General features: G+C 36.7%; 31 protein-coding genes. All 31 read right to left on the bottom strand.

Annotated elements, in window-relative coordinates:
- Nucleotide 1: 1 nt before the first annotated feature.
- The 31 genes from ACZLO7_RS08900 to ACZLO7_RS08750 all read right to left on the bottom strand — a co-directional run bounded on the left by ACZLO7_RS08900 (nt 2) and on the right by ACZLO7_RS08750 (nt 21,766).
- Complete coding sequence (locus tag ACZLO7_RS08900) at nt 2–643, bottom strand: hypothetical protein (protein WP_464938962.1); 642 nt, start codon at nt 641–643, stop codon at nt 2–4.
- The gene (locus ACZLO7_RS08895; protein WP_464938961.1) at nt 640–945 is read right to left on the bottom strand and encodes a hypothetical protein; all 306 of its coding nucleotides are present in this window, start codon (nt 943–945) and stop codon (nt 640–642) included. Before ACZLO7_RS08895 ends, ACZLO7_RS08900 begins: the two co-directional genes overlap by 4 nt.
- A 12-nt stretch (nt 946–957) precedes the next feature.
- Complete coding sequence (locus tag ACZLO7_RS08890) at nt 958–1,614, bottom strand: putative phage tail protein (RefSeq protein ID WP_464938960.1); 657 nt, start codon at nt 1,612–1,614, stop codon at nt 958–960.
- Entirely contained in the window at nt 1,607–2,662 is a 1,056-nt protein-coding gene (locus tag ACZLO7_RS08885) for a baseplate J/gp47 family protein (protein WP_464938959.1), read from the bottom strand. The genes ACZLO7_RS08890 and ACZLO7_RS08885 overlap by 8 nt, the downstream gene beginning before the upstream one ends.
- Nucleotides 2,663–3,076 carry a DUF2634 domain-containing protein gene (locus ACZLO7_RS08880; protein WP_464938958.1) on the bottom strand — a complete coding sequence of 138 codons (414 nt, stop codon included), beginning with the start codon at nt 3,074–3,076 and terminating at the stop codon, nt 2,663–2,665.
- Nucleotides 3,077–3,082: 6 nt separating this feature from the next.
- A complete protein-coding gene (locus ACZLO7_RS08875) occupies nt 3,083–3,436 on the bottom strand; it encodes a DUF2577 domain-containing protein (RefSeq protein WP_464938987.1) in 354 nt (117 codons plus the stop codon).
- 1 nt (nt 3,437) lies between these two features.
- The gene (locus ACZLO7_RS08870; protein ID WP_464938957.1) at nt 3,438–4,400 is read right to left on the bottom strand and encodes an XkdQ/YqbQ family protein; all 963 of its coding nucleotides are present in this window, start codon (nt 4,398–4,400) and stop codon (nt 3,438–3,440) included.
- Nucleotides 4,393–5,052 carry a LysM peptidoglycan-binding domain-containing protein gene (locus tag ACZLO7_RS08865; RefSeq protein WP_464938956.1) on the bottom strand — a complete coding sequence of 220 codons (660 nt, stop codon included), beginning with the start codon at nt 5,050–5,052 and terminating at the stop codon, nt 4,393–4,395. The genes ACZLO7_RS08870 and ACZLO7_RS08865 overlap by 8 nt, the downstream gene beginning before the upstream one ends.
- Nucleotides 5,053–7,305, bottom strand: coding sequence for a tape measure protein (locus tag ACZLO7_RS08860; RefSeq protein ID WP_464938955.1), 2,253 nt, complete (start codon nt 7,303–7,305; stop codon nt 5,053–5,055).
- Between the two features lie 88 nt (nt 7,306–7,393).
- The gene (locus ACZLO7_RS08855; RefSeq protein ID WP_464938954.1) at nt 7,394–7,924 is read right to left on the bottom strand and encodes a hypothetical protein; all 531 of its coding nucleotides are present in this window, start codon (nt 7,922–7,924) and stop codon (nt 7,394–7,396) included.
- 246 nt (nt 7,925–8,170) lie between these two features.
- The gene (locus ACZLO7_RS08850; protein WP_464938953.1) at nt 8,171–8,599 is read right to left on the bottom strand and encodes a phage tail assembly chaperone; all 429 of its coding nucleotides are present in this window, start codon (nt 8,597–8,599) and stop codon (nt 8,171–8,173) included.
- Nucleotides 8,600–8,665: 66 nt separating this feature from the next.
- Nucleotides 8,666–9,169: a phage tail tube protein gene (locus ACZLO7_RS08845; RefSeq protein WP_464938952.1), complete on the bottom strand. Its 504-nt coding sequence runs from the start codon at nt 9,167–9,169 to the stop codon at nt 8,666–8,668.
- 16 nt (nt 9,170–9,185) lie between these two features.
- Nucleotides 9,186–10,499 carry a phage tail sheath C-terminal domain-containing protein gene (locus ACZLO7_RS08840; RefSeq protein WP_464938951.1) on the bottom strand — a complete coding sequence of 438 codons (1,314 nt, stop codon included), beginning with the start codon at nt 10,497–10,499 and terminating at the stop codon, nt 9,186–9,188.
- Nucleotides 10,500–10,501: 2 nt separating this feature from the next.
- Complete coding sequence (locus ACZLO7_RS08835) at nt 10,502–10,696, bottom strand: hypothetical protein (RefSeq protein ID WP_464938950.1); 195 nt, start codon at nt 10,694–10,696, stop codon at nt 10,502–10,504.
- The gene (locus ACZLO7_RS08830) at nt 10,696–11,127 is read right to left on the bottom strand and encodes a phage tail terminator family protein (RefSeq protein WP_464938949.1); all 432 of its coding nucleotides are present in this window, start codon (nt 11,125–11,127) and stop codon (nt 10,696–10,698) included. The genes ACZLO7_RS08835 and ACZLO7_RS08830 overlap by 1 nt, the downstream gene beginning before the upstream one ends.
- Entirely contained in the window at nt 11,117–11,608 is a 492-nt protein-coding gene (locus tag ACZLO7_RS08825) for an HK97 gp10 family phage protein (protein ID WP_464938948.1), read from the bottom strand. Before ACZLO7_RS08825 ends, ACZLO7_RS08830 begins: the two co-directional genes overlap by 11 nt.
- The gene (locus ACZLO7_RS08820) at nt 11,608–11,970 is read right to left on the bottom strand and encodes a hypothetical protein (RefSeq protein ID WP_511261402.1); all 363 of its coding nucleotides are present in this window, start codon (nt 11,968–11,970) and stop codon (nt 11,608–11,610) included. The genes ACZLO7_RS08825 and ACZLO7_RS08820 overlap by 1 nt, the downstream gene beginning before the upstream one ends.
- Nucleotides 11,964–12,350: a hypothetical protein gene (locus ACZLO7_RS08815; RefSeq protein WP_464938946.1), complete on the bottom strand. Its 387-nt coding sequence runs from the start codon at nt 12,348–12,350 to the stop codon at nt 11,964–11,966. Before ACZLO7_RS08815 ends, ACZLO7_RS08820 begins: the two co-directional genes overlap by 7 nt.
- Before the next feature lie 5 nt (nt 12,351–12,355).
- Nucleotides 12,356–12,682 carry a Rho termination factor N-terminal domain-containing protein gene (locus tag ACZLO7_RS08810; protein WP_464938945.1) on the bottom strand — a complete coding sequence of 109 codons (327 nt, stop codon included), beginning with the start codon at nt 12,680–12,682 and terminating at the stop codon, nt 12,356–12,358.
- Nucleotides 12,683–12,698: 16 nt separating this feature from the next.
- Complete coding sequence (locus ACZLO7_RS08805) at nt 12,699–13,718, bottom strand: major capsid protein (RefSeq protein ID WP_464938944.1); 1,020 nt, start codon at nt 13,716–13,718, stop codon at nt 12,699–12,701.
- Between the two features lie 26 nt (nt 13,719–13,744).
- Nucleotides 13,745–14,059: a hypothetical protein gene (locus ACZLO7_RS08800; protein WP_464938943.1), complete on the bottom strand. Its 315-nt coding sequence runs from the start codon at nt 14,057–14,059 to the stop codon at nt 13,745–13,747.
- Nucleotides 14,060–14,074: 15 nt separating this feature from the next.
- On the bottom strand, nt 14,075–14,668 hold the full coding sequence (locus tag ACZLO7_RS08795) for a phage scaffolding protein (RefSeq protein ID WP_464938942.1): 594 nt from the start codon (nt 14,666–14,668) through the stop codon (nt 14,075–14,077).
- 138 nt (nt 14,669–14,806) lie between these two features.
- Nucleotides 14,807–15,040 carry a hypothetical protein gene (locus tag ACZLO7_RS08790; RefSeq protein WP_427752048.1) on the bottom strand — a complete coding sequence of 78 codons (234 nt, stop codon included), beginning with the start codon at nt 15,038–15,040 and terminating at the stop codon, nt 14,807–14,809.
- Between the two features lie 2 nt (nt 15,041–15,042).
- Nucleotides 15,043–16,629 carry a minor capsid protein gene (locus ACZLO7_RS08785; RefSeq protein WP_464938941.1) on the bottom strand — a complete coding sequence of 529 codons (1,587 nt, stop codon included), beginning with the start codon at nt 16,627–16,629 and terminating at the stop codon, nt 15,043–15,045.
- Nucleotides 16,616–18,124, bottom strand: coding sequence for a phage portal protein (locus tag ACZLO7_RS08780; protein ID WP_464938940.1), 1,509 nt, complete (start codon nt 18,122–18,124; stop codon nt 16,616–16,618). The genes ACZLO7_RS08785 and ACZLO7_RS08780 overlap by 14 nt, the downstream gene beginning before the upstream one ends.
- 12 nt (nt 18,125–18,136) lie before the next feature.
- Nucleotides 18,137–19,384: a PBSX family phage terminase large subunit gene (locus tag ACZLO7_RS08775; RefSeq protein WP_464938939.1), complete on the bottom strand. Its 1,248-nt coding sequence runs from the start codon at nt 19,382–19,384 to the stop codon at nt 18,137–18,139.
- A complete protein-coding gene (locus tag ACZLO7_RS08770) occupies nt 19,377–19,820 on the bottom strand; it encodes a terminase small subunit (RefSeq protein WP_464938938.1) in 444 nt (147 codons plus the stop codon). Before ACZLO7_RS08770 ends, ACZLO7_RS08775 begins: the two co-directional genes overlap by 8 nt.
- A gap of 74 nt (nt 19,821–19,894) precedes the next feature.
- The gene (locus ACZLO7_RS08765; RefSeq protein WP_464938937.1) at nt 19,895–20,305 is read right to left on the bottom strand and encodes a hypothetical protein; all 411 of its coding nucleotides are present in this window, start codon (nt 20,303–20,305) and stop codon (nt 19,895–19,897) included.
- 176 nt (nt 20,306–20,481) lie between these two features.
- On the bottom strand, nt 20,482–20,844 hold the full coding sequence (locus ACZLO7_RS08760) for a DUF2513 domain-containing protein (protein ID WP_464938936.1): 363 nt from the start codon (nt 20,842–20,844) through the stop codon (nt 20,482–20,484).
- A 241-nt stretch (nt 20,845–21,085) separates the two neighbouring features.
- Nucleotides 21,086–21,577 (bottom strand): sigma-70 family RNA polymerase sigma factor, encoded by a 492-nt coding sequence (locus ACZLO7_RS08755; protein WP_464938935.1) that lies wholly within the window; start codon nt 21,575–21,577, stop codon nt 21,086–21,088.
- A gap of 15 nt (nt 21,578–21,592) precedes the next feature.
- On the bottom strand, nt 21,593–21,766 hold the full coding sequence (locus ACZLO7_RS08750) for a hypothetical protein (RefSeq protein WP_464938934.1): 174 nt from the start codon (nt 21,764–21,766) through the stop codon (nt 21,593–21,595).
- Between the last annotated feature and the right edge of the window lie 11 nt (nt 21,767–21,777).

Raw genomic sequence — 21,777 nt, 5'->3', positions numbered from 1 at the left:
CTTAAACCACCTCCACAACAGAAACGCTAAACGTCTCCCAATTTCCGATATCCATTTTTTTATTTACTGTATCAAGAGCCACTGTAGAGCGAGCTACCTTTGCACCTTTTTTATAACCATTTACAAGTGCTTGTACAGTTAAGGAGTTGTTATTAACTGCAGTGATTAATACGTCCTCGCTGTGTTCATCGTCAAAGACTGTGACCTGTGTAAATGCTGTAAAGCCTTCTGAGCTATCTACTGAGATAGTTGTCGCACCTGCAGTGATTGCTTTATTAATCGATGTTTGCTGACTTTGCAAAAATATTTTGTTCGAGAAACCGTCTAGGGTATCGAAGAATGTGCCGCCACTACCTGGTGCGCGTCCATCCATTTCTAGTTGTAGTTGTAAACGTCTAACTAAAGTGTGTAAATCTGAAATATAATTACGATTAGTTTCAATATTTTTATCTAGATAATTCATCGTTAAAGCCTTTAAGCGTGTTCCTTCTTGCAATGCTTCCCATTCTTTTTGTCCTGTAATTAGATTAACTTTCTGTTGGCCAGTCGACGGATCAATTAGAGGAATAAAATTACCTTTCTCGTCAATTCGTAAAATATGGTCCAAGAAATTTATACGCTCATATGATTGAATACTGCTCATACTGATACCATCCCTTCTACGACAACAGGTATATCAAATACATACATAAAGCCGTCATTTTCTTTATAAAAATTCGTTTGTCCACTAACTAAAATGACATTATCTCTATCTAATAGGGACACTTGTGTGACAGCCCCACTGTAATCATCCAAATAAAACATGACACGCATAATATCGCCTAATCGTTCTGTACGGAATATTTCAATATCACGCTCTGTCCCGTCAATTAAAAAGCGCCCTTTTCTCACATTTGTGAGCAGAGCGTTAAATAAGATATTCAATAGTCTTTCATGTACTTGCATTTAACCACTCCTTTAGTATGTGACAACCATATTTGTAATTGGATATATAATTTGATATCCCTGGCCTCTAACTGAGATATCGATATTCGTAGTACTACCAACTCCAACGCCATCGTTATTTGTAACAGCAACGTTTGTAATTGGATATATGACAGGATAAACATGTTCTCTTGCACTTACTTTAATTGCTGGCACTTTTATCGTATACATGTAATGTAACAATAAATTTAAAGGTATCATTTGTTCTAATGTATCCTTTAGCAACTGAACATCAGGTATTTTCGTGTAAAACTCAAAAAATAATTCTAATTCGTATGGATCTAGCAGCAAATTGTAGTTTCCCTTACCACACAATGAATTTAATAATTGTTCAAGCGTCCGCATTGTGTATGGTAACTTATTATTCATTTTCGCTAAGATGCGGAATTTACGCTCATCTAGCGTGTCTATGCTACGTCTTTTAAGTTTCAGCATCTTTTCCCAACGGCAGACACCTTGCTCAGTAGCTTCATGTACAAATCTGTCTTTAAAGATATTAATCAGATGCTGCCGTACAACGTTGAAATTCGTACTCTCAACACGCGTAATTTCTTTGAATTCTTTTAATTCATTGATCGTCGGAGGTAAAAAAGGAAATAAGTCAATTTCGTTATCTAAGTAATTATCCACTTACAACACCTCGAATAGGTATATCATCCTCACCTAAAATCAAGTTTTCAGCAGCACCATTAATCATCGTATCCTGTACATCCAAAACACCCGTGAGCTCCAATGCGCGTGATTCAAGTTGGATAATACGGACGATGAGCTGTGTGTTATCTTCCCATGTTTTCTTTAATTCAAGTAGGTAGTCATCCACGAGCTCTAACGCACCAATTTCTATATCTGCCCACGAGTAACCCGATTCATAAGTGATATTAAATGCTATATCTACTTGTAATCCGTTCACTCCAATTATTTTCACAACATGACCTATAGGGGCAAGGCCAACCCCTTCACCCTGATTTGATACAGGATCGATAGTTGTTTGTAATTCTTCTAACAAGGCCTCGCTTGGGGTTTTATACTGTGAATCCATCACAACAACCTTTACGTTGAAGTCATTTTCGCGAATCCTACGGGATTTTACTCCACCTACACCTTGTAACTCATGTATTTTTTCTTTGTAATCTTTACGGTTACCACCGTATGCGAGTGCTTCAAAACTATCTAAATAGCGTTTACGTAATGATTCTGTTTCTTCTTCATTTTCTCCTGGAATAAGTAATTCAGTAATATTTGCGGTCGTTAAACCATCGATGTATTCTATTGGGATTGACTGACCAAAAGAATTATTACCTTCAACACCAGTAGTTTCACACTGTAATTTAAACACGCCATAACTGATTTTTTCAGTAACAATATAATTGAGTGTATCAAGGCTAAAACGAGTTCCGATAGGTACATCAATATTAAATTCACCTTTCAAAATTGCATGGGTCGCTAAATAAGGTGTAATGCCTCTATCGAGACAGAGTTTAACTAAAAATTCACGAGAAGCTGTGTCGCCGTACATCTCTTGGATCATTCCATCCATCGCAAAATAAAGTTCATATAATTGGATTGAATGCGGTGCCAATGCATCATAAATAATGGCACCTTCTCGCTTGTCGACATCTGTTACTACTTCGTCCAGCGCATCATCAAGTAGTTGCTCTTGTGAAATATGTTCGAACATCTATACGTCCACCTCCTTCTGTGCTTCAATATCTCCGTAAATCGTATGAGCGGTAAATGTAACGGCCACTTTATTTCTTTTATGAGTAAAAGAAAAAGCATCAACACTATCGATTCTGTCATCGTGTGTTAACGCTTCTGTTATAAGTCTTTTCAATTCGCTGTATACGTATGGAATCGGTTGCCCAAATAACTTTGCAATTTCAGCTCCGTAATCCCATGTGTATATTAGATGGTCGTAACGTTCCGTTCCGATTGCCTTGTGAATAAACTGTTCAACTGCATCAAGACCATCTGTATATCCGGTTACTCGTTTACGTACCAGATCTAATTTGTATGTTCTACTGGTCTGTTGCTCTTCAATTTCAAGATCACTTTCGAAGTCATCAATATCATCTGTAATTTGAGGTATCATTTCGTATCACTCCTTATCAAAAACGACGTATTGCTGACCACCCTGCACTCGTAATAATTTCACTCTATCACCTACGACTAATCCGTTATGAATTAGAAATTTCTTTTTACCCTTATATTGATGGGTATGTGCTGCAGGCCCATAATCAGTTTCAGTAAGATGGTCTACAGTCATTTCAACCTCGTAATCCCGAACTGCTCTAGTTAATACTAATTGGTCTTCATCAAGTGGTAGTCGTTGCTCAACTAATATTTCTAGTGGAGATTGGCTAGTTACTTCGCCAAATAATACGAATACTGGATCAGCAGTGTTAATAACACCTTTGCTGCTCTTGTTCATCAAAGCCAATATATCATGCATGTTACGCAACGAAGTCACCGCCAATCAGTTTAAGGTCCATAACATGCTCACTCTCGTTAAAAGTATGTTTAACGCTATCTACAACCATATAATTTAATAGCTTTACATCATCTAAATTCATTTTAACAATAACGCTGCTACCACCACGGACACGTGTATCACCGAACAATTTATTCATGTTTAAATTACGTGATTTGCGATTGTGTAAAGCAAGTAAAGCATCTGCATTAGCTTTACCGTTTACGCCTTCTTGAATAGTTTCAAAGTGCTGTAGTACGCCCCAGTTATTCATATTCTTACTGTCTTGGGCAATAAAAATTTCTCTCTTGTTTGTTTTTTTATTTTCACGAATAAGTTTGATCTTGTTATACGTGTTTGAGTCGATAGAAGACGTGTAATCAAAGCTTTCACCTGTTTCTTCATCTATCATTAAGTTTAGTTTCATCGATTCTATATTCTTTAATGTAAGTGCACCGAAATCATCATACAGCACAAACATTTTTCTAGTGTTATCTAGGGTAAGATCTAATGCATTTTGCATCATACCAAATAACTCTTTATTGTCCTCAATACGTGACTTTATTTTGAACCCTGTATTTTCGACTTTCCCTATTTTCAGTCGATAATCGGCAGCCATCATTTTCAAAAATTCAGATGCAGTTTTATTTTTGTAAACGTAAGTATCTTTGTTTTTTAAGTAGCGTAATTGATCATAGCAAGTAACTTGAATACGTTCTTTATTTGATTTCTTCTTTGTAAAAACGAAACCAAAGAATATCTTTTTTCCTTTATATATAAATCTCACGGCATTGCCCTCTTCGAATTTCAGAGCCTTATCTTTGACTACAGAAAAAGTGAGCTTACCTGGAACACCTTTTCGTGCTGTTTCCCAAACTATCCCTTCTTCGACAACTGGTTCCATGATTGTTTTACCATTTTGTATGATTAACTGCGTTTTAGCCAAGTTTAATCACCTGCCCAGGATAGATCAAATGGGGATTCTTGATGTTGTTCTTTTTAGCAATTTCGGGATATTTCAAAGGATCTCCTAGATACTTTTTGCAAATAGCCCACAATGTATCACCCTTCACAACTGTATGTGTTTTCGGTGCTGGTTTTGTAGATGGTCGTTTTTTAGATGCGACAGCGACTTTCTTTTTACCTTTTTTCTTTGGTTTTTTAAGTTTAATTTTCTTGGTACCGTAATCCCGATATTGTTTAAGTTCAATCGACACATTTACATCAAAACCGTTTTCAGCATCTTCTTTGATTTCGTAACCTTCTAAGGACACTTTTATGTTCGTGTCAAAGAGCAAGTCACCATTGGGTTTTGAACGAGTAATAATAAATTGAAACGGTTTCTTTTTCAACTTCAATTTTTCGAGTTTTTCTAAGTAATAAGTTGCTGGTTTAAAGCCTTTCGGATATACCGCAAACGGATATTTTGCGTTAGGTAAAAGGACTTCAAATGAAAAATCAGTCAATCCAGCCTTTTTTAAAAGATTGACCTCACCCTCGTTGATTAGAGTGATAGTCTGATTTTTGTTATTAATTCTTGTATCTAGCTTTGCAGGCGCAATAGGAAATTGTACACCGTTTATAAAAAATCCATACATCTAGTGCGCCCCCTCTGCAGTCACAGTAATAGCTTCTTCTAGCTTTTCGCCAAATTTATCAATGATTCCGTCTAGGTCTAAATCAGACTTAATAGTATTTACGCTGCTAAAATCAACTTTCACTTTTGCTGTCGTGAATCGGTTGATTACTTCACGGTCAGCAAGGTCCCTCATGTATTTCAAATCATCAGTTGCACCTTCCATTGCCTTTGCCATTTTTGCAGTATTGCCGGCTGTTTTACCGCCGTTTCCAGCCGCTCTATTAGCTGCATCTGCTGCGTTATTTGCAGGAGGTTGTAAACCTTTTACACTATCTATTAGCGATTGCATATCGTTATCCGGTTTATCTTTTTTATCTTTTTCTTTTTTAACAGCATCTTTACTAAATAGATTTGATCCCCAATCGTAACCAGTGTCCCATGCGGCACCAAGTGATTTCATTTCCATCTTTGGTGCTTCCCAGTAGTCTTCAGGGGCCTTACCAACTGCGGCATTAATTCCTTTTTTAATACCTTTTAAGTCGCTTGTTATAGATGTTCTATATTCAAATTCCTCCCCCTTACCTAATCCTATAGAACTGGCAATATCACTAGGGAGCATATCTACAAACCAATTCCATGCCTTAATTGCACCATTTACTGCGCTAATCATGGCGTTAACAAAAGAAGTAGCAAAAGAATCCCAGCCGCTACTCATGGATATCGTTTGATCTAAGAAGTTATTTACTAAGTTCGCAAATAGTTTTTTAACTGAATATATTGGGTGTTGCCAAACATTTACGAAGAATTCTGCAATAGCGGCAAATATATTCCACAAAAATGCGATTTTATTATAAATGAATGTAACCAAAACCATGAAAGCTCCGGCGACAATACCTGTTGCGCTTATTGATGTTCCGGCAAAATAATTAACTGCTTCAACCGCTAAATAAAGTGCCCCAATTAAAATAATTATAGCCATCACAATAATAAATACTGGGTTTGCCATCAATGCTGTGTTTAACCCCCATTGTGCAGCTGTGAGAGCAATTGTAGCTTGAACACCTGCCCAACTTGAAGTGGTCATTAAGCCTATAGCTAATGTTTTTGCTCCTGTCCAAAATACGCTAACTATTTCAGCAGCCTTATTAATCACTAATGCTGTGGTATAAGCTCCTATTGCCATTGTCACTGTTCCTAAAACGGGTGCAATAAGCGACCAATTATTGTACATAAAACTACCTGCCGTTGTTAAAACATCAAAAGTTGTAACCGCTACAGTAGCCAATACATACAAAGAATTTATAAATCCATTTATCATAGCTTCAAATCTATCACTATTAGCGATATCATTTATTTTTTGAAGTATTGGTTCAAATGCCTTTATTGCTTGGTTTTGAAAACTTGTCCATAGTTGAGCGAAGGTTTTTGGCATAGATTCGAATTTTTCATTAACTGAATCTGTGGCAGCAAACATAGCAGCCTTTACAATATCTGCTGAAATTTCACCTTCACTTGCCATGTTTCTTATAGCACCTATCGGGACTTCTAAATAATCTGCAATGGCTTGTATTACGTTTGGTGCAGATTCGAATACTGCATTTAATTCTTCTCCTCGCAATACTCCTGATCCTAGTGCTTGTGTTAACTGTAACGTAGCTGAATACACATCATCTTGCGAAGCACCTGCAATTATAAACATTTTATTAAGTGTTTCTGCAAATGCAATAGTCTCTGCGTTAGTATTGAATGCATCTGATGCTCTTTGTCCTAAACTAGCAACGGCATCTGCAGTATTCAAATATGAACCCCTAGCCCGTTCGGCTGATTCAAAAATCATGTTTTGTAACTCTGCAGTCGTTTGCATTCCATCATTCATTAAATTTAGTCGAGCTGTTATATTTGTCATTTCATCAGATAAAGAAATCACGTTACCTGCCGTTTGAAACCCCATATACGCTGCTGCTACTCCTACAAGCTTTTGTAGCAATCCATCAGCTGAATTAGTACCTTCATTGATATTGTTATTAAATTGTTGTTGAGCTTCATCTGCGTTTCGAATTTCTTCTTCAATCTGACTAAATGCTTGTTCAGCTCTATTTAATTCGGCTCGTGCTGTTTCTATACTTGCGGTATCAATTGCAGTACTGGATGCAGATTGCAAAGATTCAAAACTGCTCAGAACCACATTCATTGCAGTGTTCATATGCTGAAAAGCACTAGACATACCATCCTGGATTTGTATGGCTGTACGAATTGTAGCTATTTTGTTCACCGCCTTTTAAGTAAAATAAAAAAGCACTCGTAATGAGTGCTTAGAACATTTTTTGATAAATGCCAACTCCTATTGGGTTATTGGCGCTTTAATAATATTTTAAGTTGTATGTTATTTTCGCTACTCCAAATGTATTGTCTTTAATTTCTTGAATCCATACATCCGCAACTTTCCCTGATACCGGGCTAAACCTTAATGCATAATTTGTATCTGCTATTTTTTTGAGATGATCATTAGGTTTAATGTTGAACATAGGGAATATATCCTGCTCATTTTGAAACTCAAATTTCGAATCATCATAGCCCATAAATTCTCCAGAATAAACATTTAACCTTGCAACGCTATCATCAAAAAGTATAAACTCGTACTTATTTTTTTTATAAACATAGACTTTTCCAACTATACCCTTTCCTGTCTTTGGAACAGACCACTTATAATCTTCAATAGATTCTGGTTTACCCAGAATTGAAATTAGTTTTTTACTAGAAATTCTACTGAATTTATTAGCATTTATGATAGGTTTAATTTCTTCTTTTACATTATCATTAGTATTACCACAACTAATTAACATAAAAACTGCTACTAATATTAATGAACATACTTTGAACTTATTTTTCACAAAACACACCTCCTTTTCAATATCCATTAGCATATAACAAAAGGGGTATATTTTACTATAACTATTTCTTTCGGCCCTTTTTCTTCATCTTCTTTTCTTCCTTTGCTTCAGCTTCCATCTTAATTTGCACTGCAGCTATTACTAATGCTTTTTCGTACTTAGGTAAGCTGTCAAATTCCGAAGGCCATTTATGAAATTTATGGAGGCAATAATAAGCTATGTTAGCTTCATAATCGCCTCCATCTATTAGTTTTTTGCTTCTTCTACAGCTTCCTCCATACCTACATCAAAGCCATTAACTGTCTGAACTACTTTTAAATAATCAGCGTATTCACCTGGTAACAACATTTTTTTGAGTAATGCTTCTGCACCCATGACTTTGTATGAATCTTGTAGATCTTTATCATGTAGATTTGGATCCAGTGTACATTTAACAGCTAAACTTGTTAAATATGCATCGTAGTCGGTAGTTGGCTGGAATACATTCTTTTTGCCCGGTACCGGCATACGTTTTGTATGACTTTTTCTTAACAGTTCATCTTCGTCAGAAGTAATTGCGCCTACTTCCCACTTAATCGGTTTTTTATCTTCATCGATAAATCGTTTAGAAACTACGTGCTTTTCACTTTCTGTTGTTAATGCGTTCTGTGCTAAAAATGCTGTTAAGTTACTCATATTATCACCTTATCCTTTTCTATTTGTTTGAATTATAAAAGGCCGCTAATGTAAGCGACCTCTGTTTTACTGCATACCAGGAAGTAATTTAAACTTCTCTGGCATTTCGAAGCCATCGAATGTACCATCAATTGGCTCATCTAAGTATTCACCATCTGCATCAAACTTTGATAATACACCTCCATCTAAGTTGCAGTTTTTATGAATAACCGTTTGACGGCCCACTGCTGAAGTGGGGTCCTCATTAGTAACTTGGATATCGAAATAAACATCTTCGCCAGTTTGGGCATAACGATACAGCAACTCACGGAAAATAGATTGGTTATAGTGAGCAGTTCCGGAGAATGTACCAGACCAACCAGTTGCTTTTGAGCCTTTACCTGTCTTTCCTAAAATCGGTACTTCTTTTTTCGTTTTTTCTATTTCTGATTCAAAGTCTATAATCTGCATAAAGTTATAGCGATTACCCTCAATCGTCACAAAACATTCAGCCAATGCCGCACTTACAGAATCTTTTGCATTCATTGTTTGAGCAAAAAATTGTAAATCTAGCTTTAATAATTTTTCCATATTGTCAGCTCCCTTCTTAAGAGACCATTACGGTCATATACAATTGGGCCATAGCGTTAGTTGGTTGTACGTAGTCAGTTACTACAACAGCCTTTTTTAAGTTACCTGGTTGTACTGTTACGTCTTCAGATTTAAAGTTTTCAATAGCGCGTAATGTTTGAAGTTCTTTGTGATGTGTAGTGATGTCATTCCATAGAGAAATACGACCAGCTGCATCGTTTTGTTCTTTTCCAAGATACTTTTTAGCGAATAGTCGAGCGATGTCATTTCCAATTTGATCAAGTACACGAATTGTTTGATTGCTCGAGAAATCTTCGTTCTTGTCATTTGTAAATGAAGTAAATGTATTAATATCTTCAAGAACACAAATATCGTCTCCGACTTTATGGAATACAAAATCACCATCGGATAAAGCCGTTTCTAATGTCTTATCGATTTTCGTTTTCACTTCATATTCACCGTCATACTTTTTATTAGTATTAGATCTATTAATTGCACATCCTGCAGTTGCTCCTGTTGACCAATAAGCAAGTGAAGCTTCGTTATCATCATCCGTAACATCATTCAACACACTTACTACGCCTTCATAATCAGCACCTTGCTTTTTGTGTACGACAGTTTGAAACTTCGCACCTACTTGATCACGTAAGCGTTGATTAAATGCAATATATAAATCTTTGATGGTTTCCACTGTAGATAAGCAACCCAGCGCGTTAAATGAATATGGTTCCAATTCAGCTAATGCTTCTTGATGTTCAGCACCTTCTACTGGTTCACCGTTAGAACCTGCAGTAAATGGTGTTCCTGCTGAAGCTTCTAATACCACACCTTTTTTCCACTTTACAAAATTATTATCCGCTAAATCGTCTGTTTTCGGACCAACGGCTAGTTGCTCATCCACTAATGATGAACCTAGATAGATTGAAACATCGAACTTTGTTACATCATCAACATTAGCGCTAATAACTAACTTTAAATCATTACCTCTAATACCCTTACATACCGCACTACCATAGGTATTCGTTGCCGCTACACCGTTTTTCATGAGTTTATAAATGTAAGCTGTGTGAATGTTTTTAAATAGATCACGCAAACCTTTTAGCTTTTCATTAGTGTAGTCATATCCAAAGATTTTACGTGAATTCTTTTGTAAATCTTCAGTAGTTACGGTCATTACCTTATTGTCAGCACCCCAATCAAGTTCTAACGGTAATGCAGCATAACCACGGTCAGCCAAAGAAGCTGTTGCACGAGCCACACTTACAAAGTTCATAAAAACCCCAGGTAGCTTCTTATTTTGCGTTAAGAACGTTCCTCCACCTAATGCCATTATTACTTCACCTCACCTTTCAGAAATACATTAATTTTCTTATCGACTTCTGCGAATGTATATCGTTCTTCATCATTTAGCAAAGCACTAATAACATCTCGATGCATTGCGTATCTACGACTCTTAACTAGCTGTTGTTTCGAAAAAGTTGGTTCAGCGGTTTTCGTAGTCTTTACTGTTGGCTTTTGTTCGGCCATCAAGCATCCTCTCCTTTTACATGACTTTGGATTGTTAACTCTTCCATCATTGGAATAGCTTCTTTTTCTTTGTATACGTGCATGTTGTAATTAACAAAAAAGTGCATTACATCATCGATAAAGTTAGCTCTCATTTTTGTACCACGCAGTAGATCACCATTTAAACACTGGATATATTCCATATCACACATAAGCTTGTCAGCGGTGATATGAGCGTCCATATTACCTTTACCGAAGTAATGTATATCAAATGGGATAGTCTTGTGATACCTGTTACCTATAACCTGTTTAAGATTCGGTTCTAAAAGAGCAATAAAAAAAGCAGGCTCCTGAAAGCCTTGCTCAATCGATTCTGTATAGATTGTGTAGTTATCTCCAAACGTATCGTGCAGCTTAATAGCAATAGCTGTTACTACGTCATTAATCTGCATCGAATACCTCCCCAAGAAACTTCATTAATTTCTTTTCTACAATCTGCGGTGCCTGAGCATCGACTTCATCAGCACTAATAGTCATCATAAATTGACCTTTTACCCATCCTTTGTGATTGGATGTACGGTGTCCGTACTCAACATAAGATGCATAATCAATTGGGTTAATGATTTCAATTTCGTATACGTCACCATGCCTAACGATATTTAACGATTCTGCATACTCTTTCACATTAGATTTGCCACCATTTTCAGCTTCAGCAGATGTTTTAGCTGTCCATCCACGCCTTAATGTACCACCGACTTGTCCATCGTCATAGTTACCAACTGGTGTACGCTTAATTACTTTTGCTAATAAACGTGCAGCTAATTCCTTTGCGGCAGCCTCACAGAACTTATTAAACTCACCCCGTTCAAGCTTTTCCATCTTCTTTGCGAGTCTTTGTAACTGTTGATAATCCACATTGCCCCATCTAGCCATTACGCATACCCCTTAAATAGCTCAAGCGCAATTTCTTGATGATCCATATATATGGCAGGCTCTCCACTTCGACTATACTCAATGGTACGGCCATTTTGAGTGACAATGATTTTTGAACCTGGCTTAACTTCTATCTCAGGTGCAATAAATAACTTTGTTGTTTGCGCAATGATGGCTGGTGCAGTTGTTTTGGTTGATGACGTTTGCTTTTCGTAGGATAGCTTACACTTTTGATTTTCGAGAACTGAAACTTCTTTGGTACTTGTTATGTGTGTAATAGGATCCTTAATGCTTTGTTTCTCTTTTACTGTGCATTCACCTTTGTACAGTGACTCAACAGCACGCCTTCTAGCATTCACCATTTAATCACCCTGTAAGCTATATAATCAAAACCCTCATGCCTTAAGTAACTTATGAATGCATCAAATTGAGCTTCCGCCGTCAAGTTATTATCATCAATTGCATAAGTAACCGTCGTATCTCCATCTTGAACAGTCTTTGCAATCAGTCCAAAATCAAGAGTTTCAATGATAAGTTGTCCCATACTCTTTTTCATAAGTAGAAATTCCCCTACACACATATCAATAGCTATATGGTGTAGTGGAACTGGGATATTACTAAGATTTGTTTGTGTATTTATATGGCTAGTCACTTTATCGATGATGAAACCTAATAAAAAATCTTCTTCCATCGTCACTGAAAGACCAATGGCTCTTAATCGCTCTTTAACCTCTTCTAACATAGCGATCACTCACTTTCTGTAGCAAGTTTCTCATTGATAGCGGCTTGTAATTCTTCAACCGTCATTTTGGTATAGCCTTTGATTTTTAATTCACTGGCTTTTTCTTTCAATGCTTCTAATTCATCATCGTGCCCATCATTACCACTATCTCCATTTTGATTTAACGGTGGATCTTGTGGCGTTTGAACTTCAAACACTTGAATGATTTCCATCACATTATTTGATAAGTCCTTTTCATCTACAATAAGCTCATCACCATTGTGGTAACGAGCTTCATTAATACGAATAGGGAAAATACTATTTTGAATTTTAACTTGTAATTGTTTCGTCATTTCGATTCACCCTTTCTTATGCAATCGGTTGAGCTTGGAATACGTTATTTGCTTCCGGGAATGACGGAATTGCGGTAGCTGCCGCTTTAGTCCAAGTAGAGATTGGATCTTTACCTTCCTCATAAACCATTGCAATTACTTTGTCTACATTCGATACTTCTGCACCTTCTCGTATCATCCGACTTTCTTCTGGTGTCGGGCCGTAAAGTGTTTCGCCAAGAGTGCTATCACCAAACATTACGAATTTATTTTCACCAAAATAACGGCTAGTCGTATAAGTACCATTTGCATTTTGCTTACGGTACTTAGAATCGTAAACTGCGATTGTTGGCAAGTCGTGTTGCAGCAAGAATGCGTTTAGATCCGCACGAGTTGGAATACGACCTGAATCTTTCCCAAATAAGTAGCCAATGATTTTTGAGTTACGTAAGATTTGAGTAAGAATTTTAGTTGATGTTAAAGCACGAGTAGCCTTTTCATCTAATGAGTCCTGCCAACGTTCTAAATCACCGATAACATCTGCCGTGTCGGCAGTCCATAAAGCTGTACCTGATAATGATTCCTGATGTTCAGTTGGTACATGATAATTAACAGACATATTTAAGTCGTTTTCATTTAATGTAACTTTTCCTGTAGTTAAAGCCTCCATACGCATTAATTCAACACGCGCTTTAACACCAGCAACTAAAGTATCGATATCATTAAATACTCGACCTGTCAGATATGTTTGTTCGCCGACATTACGTGGGAATTGTAATGCCATCAAATCCTTTTCAGTGATCTGCATTTTTCGTTTGACGTAAGCAGCTTCTAACGCTTGTTTTGAAGCTTCACGAGAGCCGATTTCAGCCTCTGTATCAAATGCATGCACAGATGCTACAACAGGCAATGAACTAGCCCCCACTAGGTAGCTAAAATCTAATGTGTCATGTTTTACTTCCGGGAATAATGTTTCACCTAGAAGTGGTTTTACTTGGCGTTCTTTTAAATAATTAAGAACTGTTTCTGATTTGAATAATTCTAATACATCTGGCATATTCAATTACCTCCTAATTTTCGCTATTAGCGAAATGTGATTTTTGTTAAAGCTGTTTTTGCTGCTGCAATAGGTGCAGTGTGTAGACGCGCTTCAAGAATGTATGCTTCTATAATTAAAGAACCTGGTTGTGGTCCATTTGTTACGTCTACATCTGTGTAAAGAATTCCTTTTGCAGTTGCATCATTCGCAGGAAGAATAGTACCCGCCTTTACAATCTTCTTACCATTTGCGTCTGCTGTTACACCTACATCACTAACTTGATAAGTGAATGCTTGTGCTTTTGAAGATGCTAAAAAATTAATACGATCTGCCGTTTTCGAAGCTGTTACATATGGCATAATAATTTCCTCCTTTTATCCCCACGGATTATTTTCGTTATTACTATTTGCAACTTTTTCGTTTGCCATTTTCGCGAAATTCGTACCAATATCAATATGGTTACTACCTCCACCAGTACCATCAGCAGGAGTAAAACCTTTAAAGCCTGGTGGTGATTCTTGCTTTTCGGAAACAAACAAAAACGGTTTAGAATCTTTCAGTGTTTTCAACTGATCGTCTAATCCGCCTTTGATAAAACCATTTTCATCTAGCTCAATTTTTGATTTATCTAAAATTCCTGCAACAATTTCAGCATCCTGAGCATTACCAGTCAGTGCTAATTTAATGGCGCTCGACAACTGTACATCCTTCAGTTGCTTTTCATACGCCTTTTTAGCTTCTGTATTAGCTGTTTGAAGCTCTGTGATTTTTACTTGTAGTCCTGCAGCATCAACTTTCTTCAATTCCTCAAGCTGTTGATCTCGTGAGGTTAAATCGGTTTCGAGTTGTTTTTTTGCAGTGTTTATTTCATCAAAGCGAGTTTTAGGAATCATTGCTCCGTAACCTGCAACTACTTTATCTGCTTGTTCTTCTGTTAAACCTAATGCGACTAAATCTTCTTTTTTCATATCTACATCCTCCTAATTCGTTTTTTGCGTGTAACGACACGATAGGTATTGCAACCCGTTCTTTAACGTCTGCGAGAGCGAAAAAGACGAAATTTGAGCATAATAAAAAGCACTCCCTACCAAATCGGTTGGAAGTGCTTAATCAAAAAACTGTTCTAAGTCTATTTCAGATTTCACATATACTGCATTCTCATAATAATCATTGCAGACTGTTACTAAAGAGGTACCAAGTTTATAATTTTGGATTTTACTGTTATCAACATCAACTACTAAATCTTGTTTAACTATCTCTGGAATGTTCTTTTCCAACGCTAGACATTGTTTTTCAAAGATATTTTCATCTGCTTGATTACATATGTTGTATTCAATCATGTTCATTCCTCCAATCCCAAAGATTTATTAACTTTCTTGTTTGTAGTTTGCGAGCTCCTAATTATATCCTTATATGCTTCCATTTCGCTAAGACCGTACTTGTTTTTCTTGTGAGCTAACAGTTCTTCTAGTGTTTGATTCGGGCGAGTTTCATTTAAGTTTTCAGCCCCTGCTCTATCACTCATCATCAAGCGTGCTTCAGTTCTATATTTGTTTCTCAATGAATGTGCTTGGATAGCTTGCTCTTTAATACTTTTAGTTTTGTCTAGTTTATTCACTATATTTTTATCATGTGATATATACCATTCTCTAACTTCTTTATTCCCGAAAATGCCATAAAAAGAATCGCGATAATCTAGTGAGTTTAAAGTAGTCTTCTTTTGTACTTTTAAAGCATCCCACTTATTACCATTAGTATACTTCAAATCTTGAAACTCAACAAAGCTTTTTGCACCCAACTCTTTACCGAAAATCTTTTTATATTTTTCATACTGATTTTTATCGCTTGATAAATTCGCGTCTTTCTTCTGCAAGACTTCCACATACTCTTGACCGTGCTTATCAACCACGAATTGTTTATACCACTGTTTATAAGTCATATTCGATGGTACATAATACGTCTTGCCGTCTAAACCTCTTGCTATACGAGAACCAAAATCATCATCAAAGTAAGGCACTGTTACAGTCCTACACCAAGGATGGAAAGGGGGCGCTGTTATACCTCCCTCATAATCTTTCATCAGAAACACCATACCATCAAGGTCCTGGCAAATAGAGCTTGTCTTGCCATCCAATGTTGCAACAATCTCATATTGTTCAACATCTAACTCTTTAAATGTGTCCTTTTGAGCTGCAGACGCAAAAAAAGCCGATTCAGTCATTACTAACCGCGCGGCGTTATCTTTTGATGATTTCATTTTCTTTTGAATGAATGAAATCATCCTATCTGGTGATTCTCCACGAACAATTGACCGTGTAAGTTCAGTTTGTAGTGTTTGCACTAGTTCATTTTTGTTTTTCCAAATCTTATCGCTAAAGGTTAATCCATCAGTAGTCCAAGGCTTTGATATGACTTGTTGTAATTGCCTGTTATCAAACGTTTGCATACTGAAACCAACATTAAATCCTCGCTGGATCTCGAATGCTGTTTGATAATAAGCGCCTTGATATGTTTCTTGCATCAAGCGTTCTACGCCTTCAATTTGCTGTCCATACAGTACTTCCACTTGTTGTTGTAGCTGAAGCTTTAAAGACTCTAAACGGCTTATGTGGACACGAGAAGATGCATTTTCAAGTTGCCTCATCCAAGAACCATTCACTGCATTCTGTTCTCCAATTTCGATGTACCTATTTACATCCCAATGAAACTCTCTTAACTCATCAGAACTAAGTAATCGTCTACCTTCAGCTAATGATATTTCATTGTTCTTAGCAAAGCGTGAATACCACTTAAGAACATCCTTTTCGATTTCATCCAAAATATAACGGTAGACTTCTTCAAGACCTTTTAAATAGTCTTCACTCTCGTCAAGTTGAGACTCTAACAATAGTTCGAACCGCTTTTGCCAGTACTCCCTACTCTTTGACATCTACAACACCACCCGATTGTCCAGGAAAGTTGCCATTATATGAGTCAAATTCTTTCTGTTCTTGCTCACGTTCCTTTTTCTTGCGATCAAGTTCAAGTTGAACGTTCTTAGTCCATGGATGCTGGGCCACTAGTGTTTCGTCAGACAGAATTGGCATTGATTTAACTACGTTATCTATTGCTTCTGTTTCATTGATGAGTATGTCGCGGTTGAAGATGATATCTACTTGCTCACCCTCATAATCACCTTTTTTTGTGTTCACAAGATGTTTATTGACGAACCACAACAAATCTTCAAAACTTGCCTGGTATTCGGTTTCAATCCCATTAGCATCAAGGTCAATATCCAAATACATAGACTGGATATTCATTTGATTTGGATTGTTACCCATACGATCGTCTTTAGCATCGTACCCACGACCATTTTGAATCAAAGCTTTCTTGAATAAAGTGAGTATGGATTCGTAATTAGTTGAATTAACTTCAACTGTCAGCGTATCAACTCCACCCTTACTTCCATCAGCTGAACGAACTTTAACTACACCAAGCTGTGAAAGGTTACGTCTAAACTCACCTAGATTAGTACCATCGTAATTATGAAGCACTAGAATAGTATTACGAGCATCTTCCTTCATGTTGTTATCGAAGTCTGAAAGGATTTCATTGACACCATCCTGTAAGCTCTTAACTCGTTTAATAAGTGGTATTTCTTTGTGATTATATTTGAAAGGTACTAGTGGTACGCGTTCCCAGTTAAGACTGATTGCATTCCCTTCGTTGTCTTCAGTAGTTACATATGCTGCGGTTTCACCTAGCTCAACATCAGGTATAAGTCGGTTATTTTCCCACACAAATCGTTCAATTCCTTCGACAGTGTAATGCTCAACCTTTTCGGTAATAACTTCTTTATCACCTTCATAGGAACTGACAATGTATATTCGCAAAACGGATTCTAATTCAGTATGATCAGCATCTTTCCAAATCGGTAATATTTCATTAGGAGGAAATCGTTTAAATGCCAACTCACTCCGCTCATTGTAATAGATATACAGCCATGCAATACCGCCGTTTAATGAGTCTAGACCTAAATTTCTTAAAGTACGGTGGAATCGTTTGTTCAATACTTCCTGTAGCATCTTTTGATATTGTTCATTTTTCGATTCAATAGTTAACGACTTAGCTAATAGATAGTTAACTTTTTGGTCAACTAAAATTGAATATTGATTGTCTAGCCGTTTGTTGTTAGGAAGGTTCGTGGCTTCCTCTAGTCTCCCACCATCACCTATCACCATGCGTCTGCGCTTTAAGATATCTTGCTCGCCTTCGTAATACTGTTCACCTGTTAACATCCATTGAAGCTTTGAAGATGCTTTAAACTTCTTAATTTCATTTTCTAGTATTTGCAGGTTACTAATTATCTTTTTAGCACCATCTGCAACGATTTCGTTGAGTCTGTCTGTTTCTGTTTTAGCCCCTTGAAATGGGAAATAGCTCATGTTATCACCTCTCTAATCAAAGCTGAATGTGTCTCCTTTGATGTCCTCTAACGCATAACGCATAGCATCCATCAAATGGTTAAAGTCATCAACTGGCTTATTTAATTTCTTACCGAATTTATCCTGTGCCCAAGTGTAGTTTGTAATCTCCGTTAAAAAGTTTACACATGATGGATGGATAATGATTTTGAAATCTTGAATTGTTTGGATTCCATTATTGATACTGTCAGGGCCTTTTCGAGCACGTCTAACATTCTGCAATCCAAAGTTATATAAATCGTCTATACTCTTTGGCTCCGCACTATCGGCACGTATTCGTTCCTTTTTGAACCCCTTACGTTCAACCTCGTTGTAAATCATTTGATTGCTCATGCCTTCTTTATAAATCTCATCGAATACATAAATTTCTTTTGCTACTTCATCAACAATACCGGCAAAGAATGCTGTTGGGTCATTTGTGTAACCGAAGTCGAGTCCGAATGCTGTTTTAGCAGTTGAACGTTGCAATATACTATTTTTATCAAATACTTTCTCTTCCCAATTTTCGAACACAAGACCGTCTACGATACCCCAATCACCTAGACCAGCTACTTGATAACGTCTTGGGTTGTCACGCTTCATACGTTCAAATACACGCTTATCCGCATCATCCAAGAACTCGTTACATAGGTAGTTGGTTGTCTTTGCTAAGATATCCCTGTCATTTTCAGCATCAAAAAAACGCTTCTTTATCCAGTGTTTTTCATTCCACGGGTTTAAAGTAAGCGTTATTTGTTTGAATAAACCTTCCGGCGCTGTACCACGTATTGATTCATCCAACATATTAAAGTCATCTTCACTAAGAATTTCGTATGCCTCTTCAATCCACATCCAACAAAGTACGCCATTTTTAACTGTAATGGACGTTACTTTTAACGGATCATCTAGACCACGGAAGTATATTTTCTGCCCTGTAGGTAAATAGGTCATTTCTAAAGGTGATTCTTTCACTTGCCAATGTTCTTCTACACCTAGCGCTGATACAGCCCATTGTAACTCAGCAAAACAAGAATCCTTTAGTGTCCGAAAAGTCTTGCGTATAATCAATAAGTTCGCTTTAGGATGTTTCATGAGTTGAGTAATGTAGTAAATTGCAGTTGTTTTAGACTTTTTAGAAGCACGAGAGCCTTTACACACTCGATAACGGCCTTTAAAATTCCAAAAATCTGCGTAACCTTTACCAATCGTTTTCTGAAGCGATATGCGTTTTACATTACTCACTTACATCATCCTCAATTACAATCGGAATAGCTCCTTCATGTTTCACTTTATCAGTCCACATGCTATAACGCTTACCAAGTAATTCAGCAGCCTTTGTTCGATTAGATGTATCTGCAACTTTATTGTGCTTTTCCACGCTAGAGCCGAAGTCACCATCACCAACAACTAACAACTGCTCGTCCTCTATTTCCCCACGCATAACGCTTGTTAGGTACTGCAACACTTCTGTCTGGTCTGCAATACGTTCCGACTGTAATTCTTCCATACGTTGCTCTATATACGTTTTAATGCCGACATTTGCCAACAGTGTGTAAGCTTTACCTCTCGCATAAGCTTTACTGTAACCAGCCTTTAATGCGGCTTCCTCAGCGTTTCCTAACTCAATATAATAATCCGCAAAGGCACGTTGCTTAGGATTTAACTTCTTCTCAATCAATGGCCTCACCTCATTATGCTAACTGCTTAATTTAATCAAAATAAAAAGCACCCATAAGGATGCTTAAAAATTATTTATACCATTTTATAGATTTCTTTAATATCAATTGAATAATCTTCACACCAATCAGCGTTTGAATCTTCAATATTATCAAATGTCAGTGATTCTCCATTGCCAAAAGATAGCACTAAATTTGTCTTTCTATATGAATGTTTGCTTATTATCAAATCTTTTTTCACTACTTCACCTTTAATTTCTTCGAATTTGTAGCCTTCTTCTGTTAAATCAACAGTTAATATACTAGTAGGCCAAAAAAAGATAAGCTGTTTTGGTTTATCAGTTGGATAGTTTCTGTAATATAAACCTTTCAATTGTTCAACGTCATACAGTTCTTCAAGAAAAGTCACTAGTTTATTGAATTGATTGAATTTATACATAGTGCGATCTTGGGCATTTTTTTTAAAATCTTCATAGCTAAATATCATCTTCTCACCTCCCACAACCACTATAAGCAATTACGAAAAGCAAGTATATTACATATTTGATAATCGATATATTTCACTCTCACGCAAACGAACGCCATCCAATAAGGGTTTTGGTTAGCTAGGCATTCGTTTGTGTCAGAGTAAAATAAAAAACATCCCGAAGGATGCTAAACAGACTATTGTAATCCTAATAAGTTTTTCACTTCTGATTTGGCGTAATCTTTTAATATACCAAATGATAACTCAGCAAGTTGTAAACCTTTTTCTTTTGTTTTCACTTTCACGTTATTCCATACTGTATCATTCCTGATTGCATCTAAGTAATCATGACCTTCCCAAGTCAATCCTGCATTTATCCAAAATGGTTCATCAGAAGCCCATCTAGTACGATTTTCTACTAATCCTGCTTGATCCATAATTTTCAAATGCCCCGCCACTGTTATTCTATCCATATTCCCAGGAACTATTAATTCTCCAGGATTTGTATTTTCTTCAATCAGGATTAACAGTTCTCTCACTAATTCCATATCTCTTTTCATAATACCCCTCCTTAGATATCTTAATATTACAATAAAAAGATAATCTAAAAAACCCACTCATTTAAGAATAGGTTTTAAAGGCAGAATGTACTCCATTTTAGCGAAGTATAAGTTTAAGAAATTGTCTTCTTGGGTCGGTCGGTCTTTTTACATCTTTCAGGGTGGTTTTTCGTACATGTCCCACATGCCCGATGTATTCCACCCGTCAAGAGAGATTCAACGCGCCGACCTACCTCCCAGTTTACACTACGTTTTTATCTAGTTGCAAAAAGTAGTCGTTTTGTGCGTTTTGTGCGTTTTGTGCTTTTCGTGCGCTTACAATTACATCAATAATATGGTGTTTACGCTCTTTCACATAAGTAACTCCTACATTCAATTCTTCAGCAATTGTTCTATAAGTCCATCCGTCAAGTAAACGATCATAAATTATATTTGTCGGTAAATCTGAAAAACTATCAGTATAACTTTCCAATATCGTTACTTGGGCTCGAAGTATCAAAAGTCGATTATGTTGCTTACGTTCACGAAGATCCATTTGCTTTAATTCGGCTTGACTCTTTCCACTTGAACCTTTAGGCATTGCTGCATCCATTCCGTATTGAGCAACCCCCCAGTTAATCATAGGTACGGAATAACCAAAAATTATTTGTTCTAATCTATCGACTTCTCTTTTCATCATCATATAATCTTTAATCATTTCATTTACTTTGTTTACAGTATCAGCAAGTAGCAAAGCTATCACTCCAATCTATTTTCGTATAAAAGGAAATTGTTCCTTGATGTAATTTTCAACTCGGTTAAGTAATGCGTTCTCTGAGACTAAATCTTGAGAGCTGGCACCTTCACGTTGCAGATAGTGTTGCATTGCATGTTTAATAATTTGCATATGTTTATATTCAAAAGCAAAATCTTTCTTGGCCATAAATTCCACCC

Source organism: Viridibacillus sp. d25.2 (genome assembly GCF_055456015.2).
This window is presented reverse-complemented; position numbering and strand designations above follow the sequence as displayed.